The organism is Pseudomonas corrugata (genome assembly GCF_050920615.1).
Classification (GTDB): domain Bacteria; phylum Pseudomonadota; class Gammaproteobacteria; order Pseudomonadales; family Pseudomonadaceae; genus Aquipseudomonas; species Aquipseudomonas corrugata.
Genome location: NZ_CP130434.1, coordinates 2,601,404 through 2,625,591, shown reverse-complemented (window position 1 = coordinate 2,625,591; position 24,188 = coordinate 2,601,404). Strand labels below are relative to the sequence as shown.

Annotated in this window: 20 protein-coding genes; 7 read left to right on the top strand and 13 right to left on the bottom strand. The window is 60.8% G+C overall.

The window, feature by feature from the left end:
• Positions 1-162: 162 nt before the first annotated feature.
• On the top strand, positions 163-1,785 hold the full coding sequence (locus QZH45_RS12115) for an MFS transporter (RefSeq protein ID WP_024781368.1): 1,623 nt from the start codon (positions 163-165) through the stop codon (positions 1,783-1,785).
• A gap of 170 nt (positions 1,786-1,955) precedes the next feature.
• Here QZH45_RS12115 and QZH45_RS12110 read toward each other — a convergent pair whose 3' ends face one another.
• Entirely contained in the window at positions 1,956-2,363 is a 408-nt protein-coding gene (locus QZH45_RS12110) for a response regulator (protein WP_024781367.1), read from the bottom strand.
• A 236-nt stretch (positions 2,364-2,599) separates the two neighbouring features.
• Here QZH45_RS12110 and QZH45_RS12105 point away from each other — a divergent pair, with 236 nt between their 5' ends.
• Together QZH45_RS12105 and QZH45_RS12100 are read left to right on the top strand one after the other, a co-directional pair.
• Entirely contained in the window at positions 2,600-4,516 is a 1,917-nt protein-coding gene (locus tag QZH45_RS12105; protein ID WP_024781366.1) for a DNA topoisomerase III, read from the top strand.
• Positions 4,517-5,192: 676 nt separating this feature from the next.
• Positions 5,193-5,522, top strand: coding sequence for a hypothetical protein (locus QZH45_RS12100; RefSeq protein WP_024781365.1), 330 nt, complete (start codon positions 5,193-5,195; stop codon positions 5,520-5,522).
• A gap of 90 nt (positions 5,523-5,612) precedes the next feature.
• Here QZH45_RS12100 and glsB read toward each other — a convergent pair whose 3' ends face one another.
• Complete coding sequence (gene glsB / locus QZH45_RS12095) at positions 5,613-6,521, bottom strand: glutaminase B (RefSeq protein ID WP_024781364.1); 909 nt, start codon at positions 6,519-6,521, stop codon at positions 5,613-5,615.
• A gap of 257 nt (positions 6,522-6,778) precedes the next feature.
• Between glsB and QZH45_RS12090 the strand changes: the two genes are divergently transcribed.
• Positions 6,779-6,973 carry a hypothetical protein gene (locus QZH45_RS12090; protein ID WP_024781363.1) on the top strand — a complete coding sequence of 65 codons (195 nt, stop codon included), beginning with the start codon at positions 6,779-6,781 and terminating at the stop codon, positions 6,971-6,973.
• Between the two features lie 9 nt (positions 6,974-6,982).
• On the opposite strand, the gene QZH45_RS12085 is transcribed toward QZH45_RS12090, so the two are convergent.
• The 8 genes from QZH45_RS12085 to QZH45_RS12050 all read right to left on the bottom strand — a co-directional run bounded on the left by QZH45_RS12085 (position 6,983) and on the right by QZH45_RS12050 (position 13,328).
• Positions 6,983-7,996, bottom strand: a complete 1,014-nt coding sequence (locus tag QZH45_RS12085) for a hypothetical protein (protein ID WP_081036503.1) — start codon at positions 7,994-7,996, stop codon at positions 6,983-6,985.
• Between the two features lie 230 nt (positions 7,997-8,226).
• Positions 8,227-9,156 (bottom strand): ZIP family metal transporter, encoded by a 930-nt coding sequence (locus QZH45_RS12080; protein ID WP_024781361.1) that lies wholly within the window; start codon positions 9,154-9,156, stop codon positions 8,227-8,229.
• A gap of 74 nt (positions 9,157-9,230) precedes the next feature.
• Entirely contained in the window at positions 9,231-10,112 is an 882-nt protein-coding gene (locus QZH45_RS12075; RefSeq protein WP_024781360.1) for a manganese catalase family protein, read from the bottom strand.
• A 243-nt stretch (positions 10,113-10,355) separates the two neighbouring features.
• On the bottom strand, positions 10,356-10,724 hold the full coding sequence (locus tag QZH45_RS12070; RefSeq protein WP_024781359.1) for a general stress protein: 369 nt from the start codon (positions 10,722-10,724) through the stop codon (positions 10,356-10,358).
• Positions 10,725-11,155: 431 nt separating this feature from the next.
• Positions 11,156-11,410 carry a metallothionein gene (locus QZH45_RS12065; protein ID WP_392396947.1) on the bottom strand — a complete coding sequence of 85 codons (255 nt, stop codon included), beginning with the start codon at positions 11,408-11,410 and terminating at the stop codon, positions 11,156-11,158.
• 10 nt (positions 11,411-11,420) lie between these two features.
• Complete coding sequence (locus QZH45_RS12060; RefSeq protein ID WP_024781357.1) at positions 11,421-11,690, bottom strand: hypothetical protein; 270 nt, start codon at positions 11,688-11,690, stop codon at positions 11,421-11,423.
• Between the two features lie 62 nt (positions 11,691-11,752).
• The gene (locus QZH45_RS12055) at positions 11,753-12,262 is read right to left on the bottom strand and encodes a ferritin-like domain-containing protein (protein WP_024781356.1); all 510 of its coding nucleotides are present in this window, start codon (positions 12,260-12,262) and stop codon (positions 11,753-11,755) included.
• 163 nt (positions 12,263-12,425) lie between these two features.
• On the bottom strand, positions 12,426-13,328 hold the full coding sequence (locus QZH45_RS12050; RefSeq protein WP_024781355.1) for a LysR family transcriptional regulator: 903 nt from the start codon (positions 13,326-13,328) through the stop codon (positions 12,426-12,428).
• 136 nt (positions 13,329-13,464) lie between these two features.
• Here QZH45_RS12050 and QZH45_RS12045 point away from each other — a divergent pair, with 136 nt between their 5' ends.
• Genes QZH45_RS12045 through QZH45_RS12035 form a run of 3 tightly spaced genes read left to right on the top strand, consistent with a single transcriptional unit; the run spans position 13,465 to position 16,055 of the window.
• Complete coding sequence (locus QZH45_RS12045) at positions 13,465-14,163, top strand: CoA transferase subunit A (protein ID WP_041023642.1); 699 nt, start codon at positions 13,465-13,467, stop codon at positions 14,161-14,163.
• A gap of 33 nt (positions 14,164-14,196) precedes the next feature.
• Positions 14,197-14,862, top strand: a complete 666-nt coding sequence (locus tag QZH45_RS12040; protein ID WP_003180355.1) for a CoA transferase subunit B — start codon at positions 14,197-14,199, stop codon at positions 14,860-14,862.
• Positions 14,863-14,873: 11 nt separating this feature from the next.
• Positions 14,874-16,055, top strand: coding sequence for an acetyl-CoA C-acetyltransferase (locus tag QZH45_RS12035; RefSeq protein WP_024781353.1), 1,182 nt, complete (start codon positions 14,874-14,876; stop codon positions 16,053-16,055).
• A gap of 197 nt (positions 16,056-16,252) precedes the next feature.
• On the opposite strand, the gene glgB is transcribed toward QZH45_RS12035, so the two are convergent.
• From glgB to QZH45_RS12020, 3 genes are all read right to left on the bottom strand, one after another.
• Entirely contained in the window at positions 16,253-18,487 is a 2,235-nt protein-coding gene (glgB, locus tag QZH45_RS12030; RefSeq protein ID WP_024781352.1) for a 1,4-alpha-glucan branching protein GlgB, read from the bottom strand.
• 11 nt (positions 18,488-18,498) lie between these two features.
• Complete coding sequence (treS, locus tag QZH45_RS12025) at positions 18,499-21,843, bottom strand: maltose alpha-D-glucosyltransferase (RefSeq protein WP_055135134.1); 3,345 nt, start codon at positions 21,841-21,843, stop codon at positions 18,499-18,501.
• Between the two features lie 194 nt (positions 21,844-22,037).
• Positions 22,038-24,035: an alpha-1,4-glucan--maltose-1-phosphate maltosyltransferase gene (locus QZH45_RS12020; protein ID WP_053191556.1), complete on the bottom strand. Its 1,998-nt coding sequence runs from the start codon at positions 24,033-24,035 to the stop codon at positions 22,038-22,040.
• Between the last annotated feature and the right edge of the window lie 153 nt (positions 24,036-24,188).

Below are 24,188 nucleotides of genomic sequence, written 5' to 3'. Positions count from 1 at the left end.
GCGATGTGTCAGTCAACCTATTCGTTAACAGGCATACCGCTATCGCGAGCAGGCTCGCTCCCACAGGAAACGACAGTCACCCAAGGAATGCGTCAAAGCAGGAGATGCCAATCCGGCATCGACAGTGGAACAACAAAAACAATCACTGTGAGGGATACCGCTATGTCCGAGCATGTTCAGCCCCTGGAAGCCACGCGCAGCGTCGGCACCAGCCAGGAAACCCAGAAAGTCATCTTCGCCTCGTCCCTGGGGACGGTGTTCGAGTGGTACGACTTTTTTCTCTATGGCGCCCTGGCGGCGGTGATCAGCAAGCAGTTCTTCGCCGGCGTCAACGATACCACCGCGTTCATCTTCGCCCTGATGGCGTTCGCCGCCGGCTTCGTCGTGCGGCCATTCGGCGCATTGGTGTTCGGGCGGCTGGGGGACATGATCGGGCGCAAATACACGTTCCTTGCAACCATCATCCTTATGGGCCTGGCGACGTTCTGCGTCGGCCTGCTGCCCAACTACGCCAGCATCGGCATCGCCGCGCCCATCATTCTGGTCGCACTGCGTATGCTCCAGGGCCTGGCCCTGGGCGGTGAATACGGCGGCGCAGCGACCTACGTCGCCGAACACGCGCCCATCGGCAAGCGCGGCCTCCACACCAGCTGGATTCAGTCCACCGCCACCCTCGGGCTGCTGCTCTCGCTGTTGGTGATACTGGGCTGCCGTTACTTCACGGGCGATCAGTTCGAAGTCTGGGGCTGGCGCATTCCATTCCTGCTGTCGATCCTGCTGTTGGGCATTTCAACCTGGATCCGCATGAGCCTGCATGAATCACCGTCCTTCGTGAAAATGAAAGAAGAAGGCAAGTGCTGCAAGGCACCGATCCGTGAATCGTTCGGTCAATGGGAAAACCTCAAGGTGGTGCTGATCGCGCTGTTCAGCATCAATGCCGGGCAAGCGGTGACCTTCTATGCCGCGCAATTCTATGTGCTGTTTTTCCTCACCCAATTTCTGAAAATGGACCCGGCCCTGGCCAACAGCCTGCTGATCGTCAGCGTGGTAATCGGCGCGCCGTTCTTCATCTTCTTTGGCTGGCTCTCGGACAAGGTCGGGCGCAAACCGGTGCTGATGATCGGTCTGCTATTGGCAACGGCGTTGTACTTTCCGATCTTCAAGACCCTGGCCCACTACGCCAACCCGGCGATCGACCTGGCCAGTCGCCAGGCACCGATCAGCGTGATCGCCGACCCGGCCACCTGCACTTTCCAGTTCGACCCGGTGGGCAAGGCACGTTTCGATAGCCCCTGCGACAAGGTCAAGACGTTCCTGATCAAGCAAGGCCTGCCCTACAGCAGCGTCGCGGCACCGGCGGGCAGCACGGTGCAGGTCAACGTCGGTGACGTGAAGATCGACGGGTATGACGAAGCCGCCCTGCGCGGCGCGGTGACCCTGGCGGGCTACCCGCAGAAGGCCGATGCCCAGCAGATCAACCGGCCGATGATCGTCGCCTTGATCGTGGCGCTGATCATCATCTCGGCGATGTGCTACGGTCCGCTGGCGGCGTTGATGGTCGAGCTGTTTCCAACCCGCATCCGCTACACCTCCATGTCCCTGCCCTACCACATCGGCAACGGCTGGTTCGGTGGCTTCCTGCCCACCGTGTCGTTCGCTCTGGTGGTCTACACCGGGGATATTTTCTACGGGCTGTGGTACCCCGTGGTGATCACCGGGGTAAGCCTGGTGGTGGGCATGCTCTGCCTGCGGGAAACCAGGAATGTGGACCTGGACAAGAACTGAGAAACAGCAGCGTCACTCCTGTTTTTAGGAGCATAGCTTGCTCGCGATTGCGGTAAGTCGGCCAACAACAATGTTGACGGGTCTATCGCTATCGCAAGCAAGTTATGCTCCCACAGGTTCGTGGCTCAACTGACTGGCATCAGGCTCCCACAGATACTCATCTGTATCCGTCAATGGAGCTGGTGATCCTTCACCGTGCTCTCCACCAGGTCCAGCATCTGCCCCAGCGCCCAGGGCTTGGCGATGAATGCAGCGTGGTGCTTGATCCCGGCGCTTTCCGGCGTTTCGAAACCGGACATGATCAGCAACGGTATCTGTGGCCAGCGATCTCCGGTCAGGTTTGCCAGGTCCGCACCGTCCAACGTGCCCGGCATGGTGATATCGGTCAGCAACAGGTCGACAAAATCCGCGCTCTGCTCGAGGAATGTCAACGCCGAATCGGCGCTTTCCCGAGGCTCCACGACAAACCCTTCGTCCTCCAGGATTTCGCACAGGAATTCCAGTATCGTCGGGTCATCCTCAACAACGAGAATCAGACGCGTGGTGGCCTGTCCGTCGCCCTTCGGCATCGAATTCATAAAGTGACTCTCCTTGATCCCGCCAATGGTTTACGCGGTTTCAGCCGCTCTGAAAGTTATGAGCGACGCACTCGCGAGAAATTCATTCCAAGTACAGACCGAACGCCGAACGTCACCCCGGACGCTCCAAACGCAGCGCAACGCTTTGTCTGTATATCCATACAGATAAAGCTTGCTCTCGGGCCGATCCCTGACCATGCTATCGCCCCATGAAACCTGCTCAGGAAAAGGGCGTTATGCGGTTGTACCTGTGTGAGAAACCGTCCCAGGCCAAGGACATCGCTGCGGTGCTCGGCGCCACACGGCGCGGTGACGGCTGTTGGCTGGGCGCGAATGTCACGGTGACCTGGTGCATCGGCCATCTGCTGGAAACCGCCCCACCCGACGCCTACGATGCCCGCTACAAGCGCTGGGTACTGGCCGACCTGCCCATCGTGCCGGCGCAATGGAAAATGACCGTCAAGCCAAAGACCGCCAGCCAGTACAAGGCGGTCAAGCGCCTGCTGGGGGAAGCCAAGGAACTGGTGATCGCCACCGACGCCGACCGGGAAGGCGAAATGATCGCCCGGGAACTGGTGGAACACTGCCGCTATCGCGGGCCGATCCAGCGGCTGTGGCTGTCGGCCCTCGACGAAGCCTCGATCCGCAAGGCCCTGGCCGCCCTCAAGCCGGGAGCCGAAACCTTCAACCTGTATCATTCGGCCCTGGGCCGCTCCCGGGCCGACTGGCTGATCGGCATGAACATGAGTCGCCTGTTCACCTTGCTGGGGCGGCAGTCCGGTTACCAGGGTGTGCTGCCGGTGGGCCGGGTACAGACGCCCACCCTGCGACTGGTGGTGGACCGCGACCGCAGCATCGCCGACTTCGTGCCGGTCGCCTATTGGGCCATCGATGTGCAACTGCGCCACGCTGGCACCGCTTTCACGGCCCAATGGCGTGCCGATCCTGACGCCTGCGACGATCAGGAGCGCTGCCTGAACCAGGCCCTGGCCCGCGATGCCGCCCAAGTCATGAGCAACGCCCATACCGCCCTGGTGACCAAGGTTCGCACCGAACGCCTGCGCGAAGCGGCACCGCTGCCATTCGACCTGGGCACCCTGCAGGAAATCTGCTCGAAGAAACTCGGTCTCGGCGCCCAGGAAACCCTGGATATCGCCCAGTCGCTTTACGAAACCTACAAAGTCATTACCTATCCCCGTAGCGATTGCGGCTACCTGCCCTTGAGCCAGCACAGCGAAGCCCCCGCCATCCTGGCTGCCCTCGCCCAGGCCGACCCGGGCCTCGCGCCGCTGCGTGAACACCTGCAACCGCAACGCAAGTCCCGGGCCTGGAACGACGCCAAGGTCAGCGCCCACCACGGCATCATTCCCACCGCCGCGGCGAAGAACCTCGACAAGCTCGCTGGCAAGCAACGGGCCGTCTATACACTGATTCGCGCGCGCTACCTCGCGCAGTTCCTGCCCAACCATGAATACGACCGGACCCAGGCCGACTTCGACTGCGCCGGCCAGGCGCTGCGGGCCGTGGGCAAGCAGATCGTCGAGCCCGGCTGGAAACGCGCCTTGCCCGAAGCCTTGGCCCCCGCCAAAGGACGTGAAGCGGCGCAGCCACAAACCTTGCCAGCACTGGCCGAAGGTCACGGCTGTGACGTGGACGAAGTGACCCTCAAGGACCTGTGGACCCAGCCTCCCAAGCCGTTCACCGAAGGTGACCTGATCAAGGCGATGAAGAACGTCGCCAAACTGGTGGAGGATCCACTGCTCAAGCAGAAGCTCAAGGACACCACCGGCATCGGCACCGAAGCGACCCGAGCTTCGATCATCCAGGGCTTGCTCGATCGCGGCTACCTGGTGAAGAACGGCAAGGCCTTGTCCGCGACCCCGGCGGCCTTCAGCCTGATCGATGCTGTCCCCCGCGCCATCGCTGACCCAGGCACCACCGCCATCTGGGAGCAGGCGCTGGACATGGTGCAAAGCGGTGAGATGAGCCTGGAAGAATTCGTCACTCGGCAAGCCGCCTGGATGAGCAAGCACATCGCCCGCTGCCAGGGCATGAGCCTGACCATCAGCGGCCCTGCCGGCCGCGCCGCTGCGCCCTGGAAGAAAAAGCGCAAGCCGGTCAAGCGCAAGCCCGCCAAAGCCAAAACAACCTGAAGCACCTTGTGGCGAGGGGATTTATCCCCGCTGGGGCGCGAAGCGGCCCTAAACACCAACACCTCGTATATCAGATAGATTGAGGCGACTCACTTGGGGCCGCTTCGCAGCCCAGCGGGGATAAATCCCCTCGCCACAAATAATCCAAAACCTGACCTGCCCCCACTGCGCGCTCCAAGATTTTTCATACCCAAACCATTTTGTCCGACAATATGTAGTGACCAAAAATAATCACTACAAAACCGTTGACGTCGCCGATTAGCCCTTGCATGATGCAGACGTCTCCCCGATCGGGAGTACAGGTAACCGTTTGAGCAAGCTCGTCTGACCGCCGAGCTGTTTTTTGGATAAGGGACTGCCCACAAGGCAGATTGAAGGTGCTGACCTGGCATGACCGTCCGGTAACAAGGACGAGAAACGTCGGTGAAGGTCCTCATGACGCGCGTGGTCGACCCTCGAAAGTTGACACTGCCTTAAGGTTCTTCGCTGTTTCTCTCCGTTGTAACGCATTTGCGTAGCAGCCCTTCGATAGCACTACACAACCGATGCACGACCCCGTCGAAGTCTGACGGACGAACGCTGACGGCCTGGTTTCGGTAGCAGGCAGGCACTTACCGAGAAGCGAAATCTTTGCGAACCACCAGACAGATCAACCAAATGGTCAAGGGGCTTACACATGAATCTGAACAATCAACCATCTATTGATGAACTGGCTCGCATGTTCGCAGCACACAAGGACACACTCGACAGCCATATCCTGTGGATCAGCAAGACTGGCCAGGTCCATATGGACTGCCTGTCGCCCTACACTCACGAAGACGAGTTCGAACAGAACCAGCAAGACCTGTGCGCCCGACTGAAGATGTACCGCCGCGGCCAAGGTTACGTGGGCAAGAAGGCTGCGGCCGATAAGGACTTCATCGGTCGCGTGCTGCAAACGCTGACCCAGGCCTGGCAGTCGATGCAAAACACTTCGCAAGTGCAAGTCATCGATCGCTTCTGCTGATTTCAGTTGAAAAAAATGGCCCGTTCCTCCATCAGGAACGGGCCATTTTTTCGGCCTGGTGACCTGTACTCGAATGAGCCACGCAGGCTGCTAGAACACTGACCAGCCGATTCGCTGGCTGAGCAATTCCAGCGCCGCCATGCCGGCCAGGGAATTTCCGGCGGCATTGAGCTCCGGCGACCAGACACACACCGTGAAGCGTCCCGGTACCACGGCGACAATCCCACCACCCACACCGCTCTTGCCAGGCAGGCCGACACGATAAGCAAAATTGCCGGCTTCGTCGTACAGCCCGCTGGTGGCCATGATGGAATTGACCTGCTGGGTCTGGCGGGGACTCAGGATCTGTTCGCCGCTGTGCTTGCAGAAGCCGTCGTTGGCCAGGAAGCAGAACGCCCGGGCCAGGTCGATGCAGCTCATTCGCAACGCACAGTGACTGAAATAACTGCGCAATACCGCTTCCACGTCGTTATGGAAATTACCGAACGATTGCATCAAGTAAGCCATCGCCGCATTCCGGGCACGGTGCTGGTATTCCGACTCAGCAACCTTGCCATCCACCATCACCTGGGGATTGCCCGACAGACGTCGTACGAAATCGCGCATCGACAACGCAGGGGCGGCAAAACGCGACTGGTTGATATCGCAGATCACCAGGGCACCGGCGTTGATGAACGGGTTGCGTGGGCGACCGCGCTCGAACTCCAGTTGCACCAGGGAGTTGAATGGCTGGCCGGACGGCTCATGCCCAAGACGCTCCCAGATGGCTTCGCCGGAGTGCTCGATGGCCTGCACCAGGCTAAATACCTTGGAAATACTCTGTACTGAAAATGGCGTTTCGGCATCACCTGCGCAATACATCTCGCCATCGTTGCCATACACGGCAATGCCCAACTGATTGCCAGGCACGCTGCCCAGGGCCGGAATGTAGTTGGCCACCTTGCCCTGACCGATCAGGGGGCGAACCGCATCGAGGATCTCGTTCAACAGTGCTTGCATATGCGGGGGTCCAGTCATTCCCCGTTCGAGTGCGGGGATACAGACCCTAGACGCTGGCGGACGGGATCAGAGCACACTCATGTATCAAGCCGCTCACCTTTCGCTGGGAAGGAGAGTAGCTGTGTGCGAGGCTTTCCCGCGATGAAGTCCATGCGGCCCCTCCTGGAACCGAGTCGCTGCCTCGCGGGCAAACCATGCTCCCACAGAGCAAACAATCGAGCGGTCTATAGTGAAAGACCAACCGGCAGGAGGATACGATGCGTCAGATCATGCAAAAAGAACCCTGGTGGGCATCGCCGCCCAAGCCGGGGCAGGACGAAAGCGAGCTGGAATGGGGCTGGCTGGTGATCTACAGCGAAGGTGAGCCGCGTTTCGAATTCATCAGGGAGCGCCCCTCGGACGAGCAGATCCGTCATCGCAAGGGCTGTCGCGTCACGCTGGGCGCAGAATGAACCCGCCCGTCACGGTTTGATGTCCGGCAACACTACCGCCCGATTCGCCAGCTCCGCCTCTACCAGCTCGCCTTCGATCTCTTCGTCCAGGTAGTACACCGGTGCCAGTACACCACTGAGGGGATGCTTGAGTGACTTGTACCAGGCCTCATCGAAGGCGGCGCTCAGGCTTTTGCGAATCTGCGCTTCCATTTCCGGTCGCTCGCCTTCGTGGATGATCGCTCGAACGCCTGCCACGCCCACCGAAATCAATGCCCCCGCCGCCTTCCCGGCCACGGCGGCAGCCGCGCTGGCCGCACCTCTGGTGGCGAACTGGGCTTCGATCTTTTCGCTGGTACGTTGCGCCACCGTGGCGATCACCGCATCCGAGGGGCCGGCTCCCGTGGGAGCGGCCTTGCTGACATGATCAATCAACGCGGCGTAGGCCGGCAGGGTATTCAGCGGCTCAGTGTGGACCATCTCGTACAACGAAGCATTGCGCGCCGCCGGCGGGCCCAGGTTGATCGCGGGAATGCCGTGAAGGCGCCGGTTCATCAGTTCGTTCGGAATTTGATGCCTCTGTGCGATCACCCGGACCTGCTGATCCAGCAGGCGTACGTAATAGCTGGTCGCGGCGGCCCTGATGGCTTCGGGATCGATCTCCACGGCCACCGGTTCCAGCACACGCTCTCGGTATTGCTCTTGAAGATAGAGCGCCAGGCGATTGGAGGCGGAATCCACTTCGCCCTTGGCACTGGCGGCGTACCAGCTGACCTTCACCGCCATCCATTCCTGGGTCCAATAGCTGCTGAACCACGGGATGAACTCAGCCTCGGTGCGTTCATACACCAGCACCCGCCAATGTTCCATCGACCCGCGAGCATAGACTTCGGCTTGCCCGACAGCGCTTTTGGACGCAGCGATGATCTGCTGGTCGACCTGCCGCCAGGTGTCCTGGGCAACCGCGCTCACCTGCTGGCCGCGCGGGGGCGTGGCGCACCCCGCCATAGCGATCAAAACGGCCAGCACCAGCGAACGCAGCACGATCGCGCCACCCCGGACTCATGTCATCCATGGCATTGAGTATAGGTGGCAGGAAATAACAAAGCTGACCCAGCGCAATCGCGAGCAGGCTCGCTCCCACAGGGGATGTGCGGTGGACGCTGCGGTCATGAACACCTCAGAACCATTGTGAGAGCGAGCCTGCTCGCGATTGCGGCAGTCCATGCAACCTCAATGCAGCTGGCGGCCCACCCTGTGCGGGGCATTACCCTTCAGCCCAGCGCCGTATCCAGGAACATCATCACCGCGAACCCCATCATCAAGCCCAGGGTCGCCGGAGTTTCATGACCGTTGCGGTGGGTTTCGGGAATCACCTCGTGGGACACCACGAAAATCATCGCTCCGGCCGCCAGGCCCAGGCTGATGGGATAGGCCACGGCCACGCCCGACGACATGCCCAGGCCGATAACCGCCCCCAGCGGCTCCATCAGCCCCGAGCCGATCGCGATCAACGCGGCACGCAGGGTGCTGATACCGGTGACCCGCAGTGCCATGGCAATGGCGAGTCCTTCTGGAATGTCCTGTATGGCAATCGCCGTGGTGAGGGGCAGGCCGACCTTGAAGTCACCACCGGCAAAACTGACGCCAATGGCCATGCCCTCCGGCAAGTTGTGCAAGGTAATTGCGAGCACGAACAGCCAGACGCGATTGATACGCTCGGCTTGCGGCCCACGCCGACCGCTCAATTCGTGTTCGTGGGGAACAAACCGGTCGAGGCCGACCATCAGCGCAACGCCCAACCCCAGGCCGAGCACCACGACAAACGCGGCAAGCAACTGATTGCCGCAAATCACTTGAGCGGCTTCGATGCCCGGCAATATCAGCGAAAACGAACTGGCGGCCAGCATCATGCCAGCGGCAAAGCCCAACATGATGTCCTGGGTGCGAGAGGAGATATCCCGCAATACCACTGCCATGATTGCGCCCAAGGCCGTGGCGGCAAATCCGGATGTCCCACCCAACACCGCATAGCCCAAATGGCGGGGGTCGGCGCCCACCAATGCGTTATAGCCGCTGTAGAGCAACAGCGCGGCGACAGCCAGCAACCCGAGCCAGAAGCTCGCACCCAGCAGCAGGTTGTTTTGCAGAGGATCCAGCCAGGTACGCCAGGGCGACCGGATCCGGGAAGTCGACTGGTCCATCAAATATCCTTACAGGCTTTAGCCAGGCCCAATGGAAGGTTCAGCGAGGGAGCCCAGGCTCCCCCACCGCTTTCCTACAGTTTGTCACCTTGCATTCCCGAACCCAAGTCGGCCCCCGTGGTGGGGTCGCTCTCGGGGTTGGACATCGTCCGCGCCTTCATGTCCATCAACAGGGCTTCGTCTTTTTTACTCAGCTGTACGCTGGCCAGACCATCGCCGCCATCCACCGCCGGCGTGGGATTCTCGACGAACTCCCAATCGTCTCCCTGGTTCCATGGGCCGCGCACCGCGGGCTCGCCCTGGGACATGTTGAAGTAGACATTCGTAAACTCCGGCATGCCTGGCAATTTCCCTTGAGGGAAATTGGGCTGGATGGAATGCAAGGCTTTTTCAAATGACAACTGGTGTGCGATTTCCCGGGTCATCAAGAAACCCAACGCCTCTTTAACGCCCGGATCGTCAGTGACGTTCATCAGCCGTTCATAGACGATTTTCGCCCGGGCCTCAGCGGCGATGTTGGAGCGCATGTCTGCGGTCGGTTCGCCGATAGTGTCGATGTAGGCTGCGGTCCAAGGCACGCCCGCCGAGTTGGTCAGGGGGGAACCTGCGCCATACAGAACGCTGGTGATATGAGAGTCGTTGCCGGCACCGTTGATGTCCCGATACAACTGCCCTTCCTTTTCCACGCCTTCGGCCATCTTGCCCTTGGCGCCCTTGTTCAGCATCACAATGATCGAACCGATGATCTCCAGGTGGCTGAGCTCCTCGGTGGCAATATCCATGAGCAGATCCTTGCGACCCGGATCCTCCTCGGACAGCGCTTGGGTGAAATAACGGGATGCCGCCGCCAACTCCCCCTGGGCCCCACCGAACTGTTCCAGCAGCAAGTTGGCAAGGCCTGGGTTCGGTTCTGCCACACGCACGGTGTACTGCAGTCGCTTGTTATGTAGAAACATGATTGAACTCCTCGATCAGGGCACAACTTATGGGCCTACCGATAAACGGCGGGCTGACAAAAATCTGCATATATATGAAAGGAATTTAATTTACTTCATATGCAACAACGAAGATCGGCGGCAAATATGTATCCGCCCAACCTTCAGCCATTGAACAAAGGGCCAAAGGCCCACAATCTGTATCTTTTATATTTAACAATGCAGGCCCTGGCTTGGGACCGAGGGCCTGCACGTCATGGTGCATTACGACTTACGACCACCGCTTTCGCCACCCTTCTTGCCGGCTTCCGAAGCTTTTTCCCGGTCGTTTGCAAAATTGCCACCCGATGCCTGGCCACCTTTGCGGCCGGCTTGCGAAGCACGTTCAGGATCGTTGGCAAAATTGCCACCAGAAGCCTGCCCGCCCTTGCGGCCGGCCTCTGCAGCGCGTTGAGGGTTATTGGCGAAATTACCGCCGGACGCCTGTCCACCTTTGCGGCCGGCTTCCGAAGCGCGTTCAGGATTGTTGGCAAAATTGCCCCCGGACGCTTGCCCGCCTTTTTTCCCGGCTTCCGATGCCTTCTCACGATCGTTAGCGAAATTGCCAGGGTTGTTATTGCCTGTATTAGCCATTTCATTCACCTCGTTAGTTACTGTTCTCGAACCTGTCGGCTCGTAGTAATTCGGAGAACCCGATGCCGATAAGGTTTGAACGAAGTTCGGCAGAGGGCGACGAACGGTCAGCACTTTGAAAGTCATTTCAAATGTACAACCAAACGCTATCGAACCAGCGGTAGCCGATAAATTTATTCAAATAACTGAAGGTCTTTCGAGGGACCTCCATATCGCTCAATATTCAATAAACAGTGCGTGTCTTTCCACGCCGTCCGCCAAAGGCCAGATGGCGCCGGCACCCCACTGCACCGGTCTCGTCACCCATGCCTCGCGCCGTTCCAGGAAGTCAAAACTCGCGGGCTGCCGGCGTTATCTTGCACCACCGCACTGGCCGGCTTGCGGCGTCCGGACACCCTGTCACCGCTGCCCGGAGAAATATTTGCCGTTTATCAGGGAGAAATCGGATCACTGGCCGGAAAGGTTTCCTCCAGCGCGTCGTCCAGTTGTTTATTGGTGACGTCCCGCTCCCCAACATTGCCACTGCGCCCGCAATGGCAATCGGGGGCCGGACAGGGTTCTCCATTGGGATGCTGCTCTGCGCAGGCCTGGCTGCAATAAGCCTCGCCGTCGTGGTTGAACATCCGCTGCGGATCCACCTCGCATTGGCAATCGGGGCAACCGCATTTCATCTTCGATTCGCTCATGCTTATTCTCCTAGGAGCCCACCAGCAACTGGACCTCGAGATTGGCGGCCGCGATACCGTGCTTGACCACATACACCTCGGCGCTCCAGCCTTTGGTCAGGTTGCGGTAGGACTGGACGCCAAGAGCCGTGCCGCTGCTCCATTCCATGACGTCACCGACGTCGATATCGTTGGCCGAACGCAGCTCGAGCACGGTATGACCATCCTCCTGCGCCACGTACACACCCACCATTGCGCTCTGTCGATTGATGGCGCGCACCTCACCACTGGTCTGATTCATACGCCTCCTCTACCCGGCAGGTTGGCGAACGGCCGGCCCTGAGGGTCGACCGCTCTTCACATTCAGCGCTTGGCTTCGGTATGGGGGTTGGCAGAACGTTCCAGGAACGCCTGGGTGATCTCCGGCAAGTGGTCGCGCAGCCATTCGGCCATGGCGATCTCCTGTGGCAGGATCTGTTCGCAGGCCCGCTGAGTCTCGACATCGCCGGCCGCTTTCGCCGCCTCGATCAGCACGGTGTAGGAGGCAATTTCCAGATTCTCGAACACATAGCCACTCATCGCGCCCTTGACCACTTCATCGCTCATGGTCATGCCACCGACCGCCTGACCGAAAGCCATGAGTTTGCCGGCCATGTCCTTGAGCATCGATGTGCTGCCACCCAGGCGCTGGATACACTGCTCCACCAGCTTCTGTTGCCCGAGGGTTTCCTGCAGATGCTCTTCGATGCGTGCCTTGAGCACTGGATAGTGCTCCAGCCGCTCGGCCTGGGCCTTGAGCATTTTTTCCGCTTGCTGCTCCATGGCATGGGCGTCGTTGAGCCAGTCCAACAGGTTCTCTTTAGGCGTTGCCATTTCCTTCTCCTTTTCCGTGGTCGAGTGCACCGCAGCACGACGGTTCTGAAATACCGCACATAAAAGTGGATGTTCCAGGCAGTGGGAAAGTTTGAAGGAACCGCGATACAGGGCGACGAAAGGCGTTACGACAGACGCGAGCCCGCTCCCACAAGTCTTGAGCTCAGCGCATGCCCAATCGAACACCCAGATCCTGATCCTTGAAGGTATCGAACAGCGCCTGCGCCGCCGCCGAGAGCTCATGCCCCGGTTTGGTCAGCACACCGATGGCGCGCTCCACCACCGGATCGCCCAGGGTGATGCAGCGGGCCCCCAGCTCATGCATCTGCCCGACACACAGCGCCGGCACCGCGCTCACGCCCAGGCCGCTGGCGACCATGCGTCCGACCGTCGCCAATTGATGGCTCTCGAACTCCACCGGCAGCTTCATGCCTCGGGCCTGGAGATGCTCCTCCAGCATCACCCGCACGGTGGAGGGCCGCTGCAAGGTGATGAACGGTTGTTCCAGCAACGTCTGCCACTGGATTTCGCTGCGCTGGGCCAATGGTGAATCCAGCGGCACCACCGCAACGAAACGATCCAGGTACAACGGCGTGAACGCCAGGGACGAACCCTGCAGCGGCTCGAACGCAACGCCCAGTTCAACGTGACGATCACGCACCATCTCCAGCACCTGTTCGTTGATCACATCGTTGACCGTGACGTTGACATTCGGATAGCGGGCGCGGAAGGTCTTGAGGATCGGTGGCAACAGGTTGCCGGCAAACGAAGGCATCGCCGCCAGCGTCACGCGTCCGCGCTGCAAGGTGAAGCGCTGGCGCATCTCATCCTCGGCGTTGTCCCAGTCGGCAACCAACCGTCGGGCCAAAGGCAACAGGGATTCTCCCTCAGGCGTCAGTGCCACATTGCGGGTATTGCGGCTGAACAGGCGTCCGCCAAGCCCCTCTTCCAGGGCCTTGATGGTCAGGCTCAAGGCCGACTGGGACAGATGCAGTCGCTCACAGGCCACGGCGAAGCTCAGGCTCTGGGCCACGGCCAGAAAAGCACGGATCTGCTTGAGGGTCATGGATGGCCTCCTACAGGATTATTGGTAATTATTGAGATTTATCAATCAATCAAATCTAAAAATCAACTTAACAAATATATGACTTGGCGCAACACTGCATCCCATTGCGACCCCATCAAGAATAAAAGAGGTGTCTATGGCAGGTTTCGACAAACGTGTGAGTTCCTATGAAGAAGCGCTGGCTGGCTTGAAGGACGGCATGACCGTCATTGCCGGCGGCTTTGGCCTGTGCGGCATTCCGGAAAACCTGATCGCCGAGATCAAGCGCAAGGGCATCCGCGACCTCACCGTGGTCTCCAACAACTGCGGCGTCGACGGCTTCGGCCTCGGCGTGCTCCTGGAAGACCGGCAGATCCGCAAAGTGATTGCCTCCTACGTGGGCGAGAACGCCCTCTTCGAGCAGCAATTGTTGAGCGGCGAGATCGAAGTCCAGCTCACTCCCCAAGGCACCCTCGCGGAAAAAATGCGTGCCGGCGGTGCAGGCATCCCCGCGTTCTTCACCGCCACCGGCGTCGGTACTCCGGTGGCTGAGGGCAAGGAAGTGCGTGAATTCCACGGCCGCCAATACCTGATGGAAGAGTCCATTACCGGCGACTTCGCCATCGTCAAAGGCTGGAAAGCCGACCATTTCGGCAACGTGGTCTATCGCCACACCGCGCAGAACTTCAACCCGCTGGCCGCCACGGCAGGCAAGATCACCGTGGTCGAAGTCGAAGAGATCGTCGAACCCGGCGAGCTGGACCCGACGCAGATCCACACCCCTGGCATCTACGTCGACCGAGTCATCTGCGGCACGTTCGAGAAACGCATCGAACAGCGCACCGTACGCAAGTGATCCCCAGCCTCCAGCCAAAGAAGGAATAACGACATGGCACTTTCCCGCGAACAAATGGCTCAACGCGTCGCCCGCGAAATGCAGGACGGCTACTACGTGAACCTGGGTATCGGCATTCCCACCCTGGTCGCCAACTACATCCCCGAAGGCATGGAAGTCATGCTGCAATCGGAAAACGGCTTGCTCGGCATGGGCGCGTTCCCCACCGAGGCCGAAGTCGATGCCGACATGATCAATGCCGGCAAGCAGACCGTCACCGCACGTATCGGCGCATCGATTTTCTCTTCGGCCGAATCGTTCGCCATGATCCGCGGCGGTCACATCGACCTGACCGTACTCGGTGCGTTCGAGGTGGACGTCGAAGGTAACATTGCCTCGTGGATGATCCCTGGCAAGCTGGTCAAGGGTATGGGCGGTGCGATGGATCTGGTGGCCGGTGCCGAGAACATCATCGTCACCATGACCCATGCGTCCAAGGACGGCGAATCGAAGCTGCTGCCCCGTTGCAGCCTGCCGCTGACCGGCGCCGGTTGCATCAAGCGCGTGCTGACCGACCTGGCTTACCTGGAAATCCAGGACGGAGCCTTCATCCTGAAAGAACGTGCCCCGGGCGTCAGCGTCGAGGAAATCGTCGCCAAGACCGCCGGCAAATTGATCGTGCCGGACCATGTTCCTGAAATGCAGTTCGCTGCCCAGTGAGGAGAGATTCGATGCAAGAAGTCGTGATTGTCGCCGCCACCCGTACCGCCATCGGCAGCTTCCAGGGTTCGCTGGCTTCCATTGCTGCACCGGAACTCGGCGCAGCGGTGATCCGCCGCCTGCTGGAGCAGACCGGGCTTTCCGGCGAGCAGGTCGATGAAGTGATTCTAGGCCAGGTACTGACCGCAGGCTCCGGGCAGAACCCGGCGCGCCAGGCGTCGATTCTGGCCGGGCTGCCCCATGCAGTACCCGCGATGACCCTGAACAAGGTCTGTGGCTCGGGCCTCAAGGCGTTGCACCTCGGTGCCCAGGCGATCCGCTGCGGCGATGCCGACGTCATCATTGCCGGCGGCATGGAAAACATGAGCCTGGCCCCCTACGTGCTGCCGGCCGCACGCACGGGCCTGCGCATGGGCCATGCACAGATGATCGACAGCATGATCACCGATGGTTTGTGGGACGCCTTCAACGATTACCACATGGGCATCACAGCCGAAAACCTGGTGGACAAGTACGGCATCAGTCGCGAGGAACAGGATGCCTTTGCCGCCGCGTCCCAGCAGAAAGCCGTGGCCGCGATTGAAGGTGGTCGCTTCGCCGATGAGATCACGCCGATCCTGATTCCCCAGCGCAAGGGCGATCCGCTGACCTTTGCCACCGACGAACAACCACGGGCCGGCACCACCGCCGAATCCCTGGGTAAACTCAAGCCCGCCTTCAAGAAGGACGGCAGCGTCACCGCTGGCAACGCTTCGTCGCTCAATGACGGTGCGGCGGCGGTGCTGTTGATGAGCGCTGAAAAAGCCAAGACCCTGGGCTTGCCAGTGCTGGCGAAAATCAGTGCCTACGCCAACGCCGGGGTCGACCCGGCCATCATGGGCATCGGCCCGGTCTCGGCCACCCGCCGCTGCCTGGACAAGGCCGGCTGGTCCCTGGAGCAACTGGACCTGATTGAAGCCAACGAAGCCTTTGCCGCCCAGTCGCTGGCCGTGGCCAGGGAGCTGAAGTGGGACATGGACAAGGTCAACGTCAATGGCGGTGCCATCGCCCTGGGCCACCCGATCGGTGCATCGGGCTGCCGGGTACTGGTGTCGCTGTTGCATGAGATGATCAAGCGCGACGCCAGCAAAGGCCTTGCAACGCTGTGCATCGGCGGCGGCCAGGGCGTAGCCCTGGCCCTGGAACGGCCTTAACCGGCAACGGGCTCAACGGTGGCTGAGCGGACCCACGAATATCCGCAAAGCCACCGGCAACACCACCGGCGCAACCTCGGTTGCGCCGGTTTTTTTTGCCTGCTGACTGTCAGAGCGATGTTGGCTGTGACGAACGCTGTCGCGAGCAGGCTCGTCCCACTTTCGGCCAGGTCAGACTTACCGGATCACGCAGGAGGCTACCCCTCCGGGCGCAAGATCAATACCGCCAGCGGCGGCAGGTTCAGCTCAAGGGACAACGCCTGGCCATGGCTGGGCACTGCTTCGGTGGAGGCACCGCCGCCGTTGCCGTAGTTGGAGCCGGCATAGGTGTCGGCATCGCTGTTGAGCAATTCCACCCAACGCCCGGCGAAAGGCACGCCAACGCGATAGGCCTCACGAGGCACCGGCGTGAAGTTGGCGACCACCAACACCGGTCGGCCCTCCTTGCTCCAGCGTAGCCAGGCGTAGACGCTGTTCATTGCGTCGTCGCCGATCAACCACTGGAACCCTTGGGGCGCGTCATCCTGATCGTGCAGCGCCGGCTCCTCGCGATAGAGTCGGTTCAGGTCGCCCACCAGCTTCTGCACCCCACGGTGTTCGGCGTATTGCGTCAGGTACCAGTCCAGTTGCTGGTCATGGTTCCACTCGCGCCACTGACCGAACTCGCAGCCCATGAACAACAGCTTCTTGCCCGGATGGCCCCACATAAAACTGAGGTAGGCGCGCAGGTTGGCGAATTTCTGCCAGCGGTCACCGGGCATCTTGTCGATCAGCGAGCGTTTGCCATGAACCACTTCGTCATGGGAAATCGGCAAGACGAACCGCTCGGACCAGGCGTACACCAGGCCAAAGCTCAATTCGTTGTGATGATGGGCGCGGTACACAGGATCCTGTTGGATGTAATGCAGCGAATCGTGCATCCAGCCCATGTTCCACTTGTAGGCGAAGCCCAGGCCACCCTGTTGCGTGCTCTGGCTGACACCTGGCCACGCGGTAGACTCTTCGGCGATGACCAGCGCGCCCGGCGCCTCCAGAGCGACCACATCGTTGAGGTGGCGCAGGAAATCGATGGCCTCCAGGTTCTCGCGCCCACCGTGGCGGTTAGGCACCCATTCCCCGGCCTTGCGCGAATAGTCGCGATACAACATCGACGCCACGGCATCCACACGCAGGCCGTCGACATGGAAATGCTTCAACCAGTGCAGGGCCGAAGCCAGCATGAAGCCGTGGACCTCGGTGCGTCCCAGGTTATAGATCAGGGTGTCCCAATCCTGGTGGAAGCCTTCCAGCGGATTGCCATACTCGTACAACGCCGTGCCGTCGAACTGGGCCAGGCCGTGGGTGTCGGTGGGGAAATGCGCCGGCACCCAGTCGAGAATCACGCCGAGGTCGGCCTGGTGGCAGGCATTGACGAACGCGGCAAAATCGTCCGGAGAGCCGAAGCGCGCCGTCGGCGCGAACTGAGACAAGGGCTGATAACCCCAGGAGCCGCCGAACGGGTGCTCCATGATCGGCATCAGCTCGATGTGGGTAAAGCCCAGCTCCTTGACGTAGGGAATGAGCCGCTCGGCCAGCTCATGCCAGTTGTATTGCCGGGCCACCTCCCCGGCCTCGTCGATTTCGCATTGCCAGGAACCGGCGTGCAATTCATAGATCGACAACGGTGCACTGGGCACCTGGCGTTCGCGACGGTGCTGCATCCATTCGCCGTCCTGCCATTCGATTTTCAACGGCGAAGCGACTTTCGACGCGGTGTCCGGAGGCATCTGGCTGGCCAGCGCCACCGGGTCGGCCTTGAGCGGCAGGATGCCGTGAGCGCCAAGGACTTCATACTTGTAGGCTTCTCCAGCCCCCAGGCGCGGGATAAACAACTCCCATACGCCCGACGGATAACGGATGCGCATCGGATGCCGGCGTCCGTCCCAGGCGTTGAAGTCACCGACCACCGACACCCGTCGAGCATTCGGCGCCCAGACGGCGAACCGCACGCCGTCGACACCATCGACGGTGGTCAGTTGCGCTCCCAGGCAGGAACTGAGATCGCGATGATTACCTTCGGCAAACAGGTAGAGATCCATTTCCCCCAGCAACGGCCCGAAGCTGTAGGGATCTTCGGCCACCTGCTCACCACCGGCCCAGCGGGTGCGCAGCAGATAAGGCTGGGCATGATCGAAGTGGCCGACGAACAGTCCCGGCGTGTCGCCCAGATGCAGCTCGCCCAACTCCTCGGCGCCGTCACGGGCGATCACGTGCACGCTCAGCGCACCGGGCAGGTACGCCCGGATGAACTGTCCGCCGCTACCGTCACCGTGTGGCCCCAGGATGGAAAACGGATCGTGATGTTCGGCACGCACCAGCGCGTCGATATCACGGGGGGACGGCAGCAAAGATTCTTTGGCCTGTCCCTGTGGTTCCTTGTTCGAGACGCTCATGATGCTCTCCACTAAATCGGTCCGCCCAAGTCGGAAAAGGGTTCAAGCCCACTCAATAACCCGTACAGACCGTGCAACGGCACGGGCAGCCAGGCGGGGCGATTCTCGGCTTCATAGGCCACTTCATAGGCCGCCTTCTCCAGGCCGAACAACGCCAGCGCGGCGTCTTCGCCTTCAGCATCCTTCCACTCATGGGCAAGACTAGCTGCCGCCAGTCGATATGCCTGGATAAATGCCTGACGCGCCTCAGTTAAATAACGATCTGCGACGCGTTGCCGCGCCGCGTCGGCATCGGCCGTGCTGTCGACAGTGTGCAAGTGAATCGCCATGGCCGCCGCGTAGTCGAAGGAGCGCAGCACGCCGCTGACATCCTTGTACGGGCTGTGCTTGCCCCGACGCTCATGCAACGGCCGCGCCGGTTCGCCCTCGAAGTCGATCAGGTAGGCATCGCCTTTGATCACTAGCACCTGTCCCAGATGCAAGTCGCCATGAACCCGGATGCGCAAGCCACCGACGGCCTTGCCAGCCAACTCCTGAACGTGGGCCAGGACGGTTTTTTTCTGCTCCAGCAAGCGTGCGACCATGGCTTGGTCCGCCGGGTTCAATCGGCCTTGGTGCTGCTTGAGCAAACGCAAGGCGTTTTCCACCTGGGCGGCCACGTCGCGGCCGATGGCTTGGGCGTCCCTGGCCGTGGTTTTCTGCGGGGCGAAGTCAGGGTTCTCGGTGGCCTGGGCGAGCACTTGGTGCATTTCACCCAGTCGCTGGCCGAGCATGCCGGCGAAGTCCTTCAGTTCACCCAAGGCGTTGTAATGCTGCTCCTGCTCGGACACCGCATCAGCCAGCTCATCGCGCAAGGCTCGCTCAAGGTTGTTCTGGGTCCACTCCCAAGCGTCACCCTGGTTGCTCAGGTAGCCTTGGGCGATCATCAACAGCGCATCCTCACCCTGAGCGTCGCGACGGATCACCGAACCCAGCAGCGGTGAAATATTGCTGAAACCCGCGGCGGTCAGGTAGGCACTCATCTCCAGTTCCGGGTGCACCCCGGAAGCGACCTTGCGGATCAGCTTGAGCACCAGGCTGCCGCCCACCACCACCGAACTGTTGGACTGCTCCGCGGACAGGTAACGCACCTGCGGCTCGGCGCCCAGGTTCAGCGCAGCCAACCCCTCGGTGGGTTCGAAACGCAACTCGCCATCGGTGCATGGCAGCACCGTGGCCGCCTGCATGCTGTTCAGCACTGCCCGGATGAAGCTTTCCAGGCTGAACGCATCGGTGATCAACCCCACCTGACGCACCCGGCGGACCCGGGATAGCGCCAGTTGTTGCGGAAGCGCCGCGCCGACCTGATCTTCTGCCAGGAGACCGAAGGGCAGTTGATAACGCAGCGTCTGACCGCCGCTGGTGACGTCGATTTCGCTGAGCAGCACCGGGTGCTGAGGATCACCGAAGCGCACGCCATAGACGATGTCGACCTTCTCGATGGCACTGTCCTTGCCGGCGAACCAGCGCCGGTTCTGCAACCAGCTCGGCAGGATGGTCTGCTCCAGGGTGGTGCGCGAAGGCGCTTCGAGCAACTCTTCCAGGCGTTTTTTCAAGACCAGAGTGGTGAAGTCCGGCAGGCTCTGGGCCGGCTCCACGTGCCAACTCGGCATCTGGTTTTCCGCCGCCAGGGCGAACCAATAGAAGCCATAAGGCGCCAGGGTCAGGAGGAAATTCAGATGGCCAATGGGCGGGAAGGCATTACCTCCCAGCATCTCCACCGGGACCATGCCGGCGTAAGCCGACAGGTCCAGTTCGGCGGCCTGGGCGCTGCGGGACACGTTGGCCACGCACAGGATGATTTCATGCTTGCCATCCGCACCGGTGTATTCGCGGGTATAGGCCAGGATCCGCCGGTTACTCGGCGACAGCATCTTCAGGGTGCCACGACCGAAAGCCTTGGACTGCTTGCGCACCGCCAGCATCCGCCGGGTCCAGTTGAGCAGCGAATGCGGATCGCCCGCCTGGGTTTCGACGTTGACCGACTGATAGCCGTACTGCGGGTCCATGATCGGTGGCAGCACCAGGCTGGCCGGGTCGGCCCGGGAGAAGCCGCCATTGCGGTCGATGGACCACTGCATCGGCGTGCGCACACCGTCGCGGTCACCCAGGTAGATGTTGTCGCCCATGCCGATTTCGTCACCGTAGTACAAGGTCGGCGTGCCGGGCATCGACAGCAGCAGGCTGTTGAGCAATTCGACCCGACGACGGTCGCGCTCCACCAGCGGCGCCAGGCGTCGACGGATGCCCAGGTTGATGCGCGCCCGACGGTCGGCCGCATAGTAATTCCACAGGTAGTCGCGCTCCTTGTCGGTGACCATTTCCAGGGTCAGCTCATCATGGTTGCGCAGGAAAATCGCCCATTGGCAATTGGCCGGAATCTCGGGCGTCTGGCGCAGGATGTCGGTGATGGGGAAGCGGTCTTCCTGGGCCAGCGCCATGTACATGCGCGGCATCAGCGGGAAGTGGAACGCCATGTGGCATTCGTCACCGTTCAGTCCCTGGGCATCGACATCGCCGAAGTACAGTTGGGTGTCCTCCGGCCATTGATTGGCTTCGGCCAGCAGCATGCGGTCGGGGTAGTTGGCGTCGATCTCGGCGCGGATCAGCTTGAGGACATCATGGGTCTCGGGCAGGTTCTCGTTGTTGGTACCATCGCGCTCGATCAGGTACGGGATCGCGTCCAGGCGCAAGCCGTCGATGCCCATGTCCAGCCAATAGCGCATCACCGACAGCACGGCCTTGATGACCTGAGGGTTGTCGAAGTTGAGGTCCGGCTGGTGGGAATAGAAGCGGTGCCAGAAGTACTGGCCGGCCACCGGGTCCCAGGTCCAGTTGGACTTCTCGGTGTCGAGGAAAATGATCCGGGTGCCGTCGTACTTGTGGTCGTCATCGGACCAGACGTAGAAATCCCGCGCCTTGGAGCCGCGCTTGGCCTTGCGTGCCCGCTGGAACCACGGGTGCTGGTCGGAGGTGTGGTTGATGACCAGTTCGGTGATGACCCTCAGGTTGCGCTTGTGGGCTTCGGCGATGAAACGCCGCGCATCGGCCATGGTGCCGTAGTCGGGACTGACGCCACGGTACTCGGCAATGTCATAACCATCGTCGCGCCGGGGCGATGGATAGAACGGCAGCAGCCAGATGGTGTTGACGCCCAGGTCGGCGATGTAGTCCAGCTTGGCGATCAGACCAGGAAAGTCGCCGATACCGTCGTTGTTGGAATCGAAATACGATTTGACGTGTACCTGATAGATCACCGCGTCCTTGTACCAGAGCGGGTCCTTGATGAAGGTGGCTGACCGCGGTTTCTTCGCCATGTGCAACTCCTGATGAATTCAATAAAGCCGCTGGGACGGGCTTGCGCTGTTCTTTAGGGCAAGAGGATCTGTCTGTGGGAGCAAAGCTTGCTCGCGATACAGGCGCCTCGGTTTCTGGAAGATCGCGTCAGCTTCATCGCGGGCAAGCCTTGCTCCCACAGGTTGCCTCACCATTGCGCTCGCCATAGAACCTCTCAAGACGTGCTGATCCGCCAGATCCCGAACGGTTGGTACCCCGGGTCAATGCGCATGAACTGGTACTTGCCATACCAGGTCCAGCGGTGCCCGTTCATCAAGTCCTCGCCCTGGGTCTGGGCGTCGTCCGGCAGGCCCATCTCCCACAACGGCAGTTCGAAATCGGCTTCCTGGGGGTTGTGCGGATCGAGGCTGACCGCCACCAGGATGAAATTGCTGCCGTCAGGCGTGCGCTTGCCGAAAAACAGAATGTTGTCGTTCCAGGCGTTGTAGATTTTCAGGCCCAGGTGCGTATGCAGCGCGGGGTTCTGGCGACGGATACGGTTGAGCTGGGCGATTTCGGCAATGATGTTGCCCGGTGCGGTGAATTCCCTCGGCCGGATTTCGTACTTTTCCGAATCGAGGTATTCCTCCTTGCCCGGCACCGGCGCCGACTCGCAGAGTTCGAAGCCCGAATACATCCCCCACAGGCCCGAGCCCATGGTCGCCAACGCCGCACGGATCAGAAAACCCGCGCGCCCCGACTCATGGAGAAAAGCCGGATTGATGTCGGGCGTATTGACGAAGAAGTTCGGTCGATAGCACTCGCGCCACGGCGACTGGTTGAGCTCGCTGAGGTAGGTCGCCAGCTCGGTCTTGGTGTTGCGCCAGGTGAAATAGGTGTAGCTCTGGGAATAGCCGACCTTGCCCAGCCGGGCCATCATCGCCGGCGTGGTAAAGGCTTCGGCGAGGAAGATCACCTCGGGATGTCGGGCCCGCACATCAGCGATCAGCCACTGCCAGAACGGCAGGGGTTTGGTATGGGGATTGTCGACGCGGAACATCTTCACGCCTTCGTTGACCCACCCCACCACAATGTCCCGCAACTCCGTCCACAAGCTGGGAATTGCCTCCGCCGCGTAGAAGTCGACATTGACGATATCCTGATATTTCTTCGGCGGATTTTCCGCGTACTTGATCGTGCCGTCCGGCCGCCAACTGAACCAGCCCGGATGCTGCTTGAGCCAGGGGTGGTCCTGGGAACACTGGATGGCGAAATCGAGGGCGATTTCCAGGCCATGGGCCTGCGCCGCCGCCACCAGGCGCCGAAAGTCTTCCCGGCTGCCCAGTTGCGGATGGATTGCCTCATGCCCACCCTCCTCGCTACCGATAGCATAAGGGCTGCCAGGATCGTCGGGGCCGGCGGTGAGGGAGTTGTTCGGCCCTTTGCGAAAGCTGCGCCCAATGGGATGAATCGGTGGGAAATACAGGACGTCAAAGCCCATGTCCTGGATCATCGCCAGGCGCGAATGCACATCGTTGAACGTGCCGTGACGACTGGGATCATCAGTGATCGAGCGGGGAAACAGTTCATACCAACTGGCGAACTCGGCCCGTTCTCGCTCGACATCCAGTGGGTACTCGGGGCTGATGCTCAGGTAAGGCCGGTGATCGGCTAGAGACATCAGCTCGGCACTGTGCGGTATGAGGAACAAGGCCACCTGCTCGGCCGGCAACAACCCCGAAAGCTCGTGATGCAACGCGGCCAGTTGTTCGCGCAACTCGCCCTCGCTGCGCTCGGCGGCCTGTAGCACATGATTGCGCCCTTCCTGCAATTCCAGGCTGATGGGGACGCCGGCGCTGTACTTCTTTTCCAATTCGTAGCAGAAACTGGCGAACTGGTCGAACCACGCCTCGATGCAAAATACATATCGACCCTGGGCAGGCACATTGAACTGGCCCCGCCAGCCATTGTTGCCCAGGTCGGTCATGACCTCGCTGTTCCACGCCTCATCGTCCAGTGCACGCCAGCGGATTCGCACGGCCAGTTTGTCATGGCCATCGGTGAAGACCTTGCTGGTCACCGTGACGTCCTGCCCCGCCACGGCCTTGGCGGCAAACTGCCCGCCGTCGATCACCGGCATGGTGTCTTCAATCGCAATACGTGGCAGCAACAAGGCGTGGGACAGCGGTAGATTCGGGTTGTACGCCAAGTCGGTCGGGTGTTCGGCAGTCATCGAGCATCGCTCCTTTTACGCCCCATGGACGTTATGGCGGTGAAGGCCCACTGGTCTTTGAAAATTGGTCCCTGAAAGAACTCACTTAAACTCCGAACCGGACCGGCAGGGAAAAGTTCAGCGGGATTTGCCTGGCGGTGACCGGGATAAAAC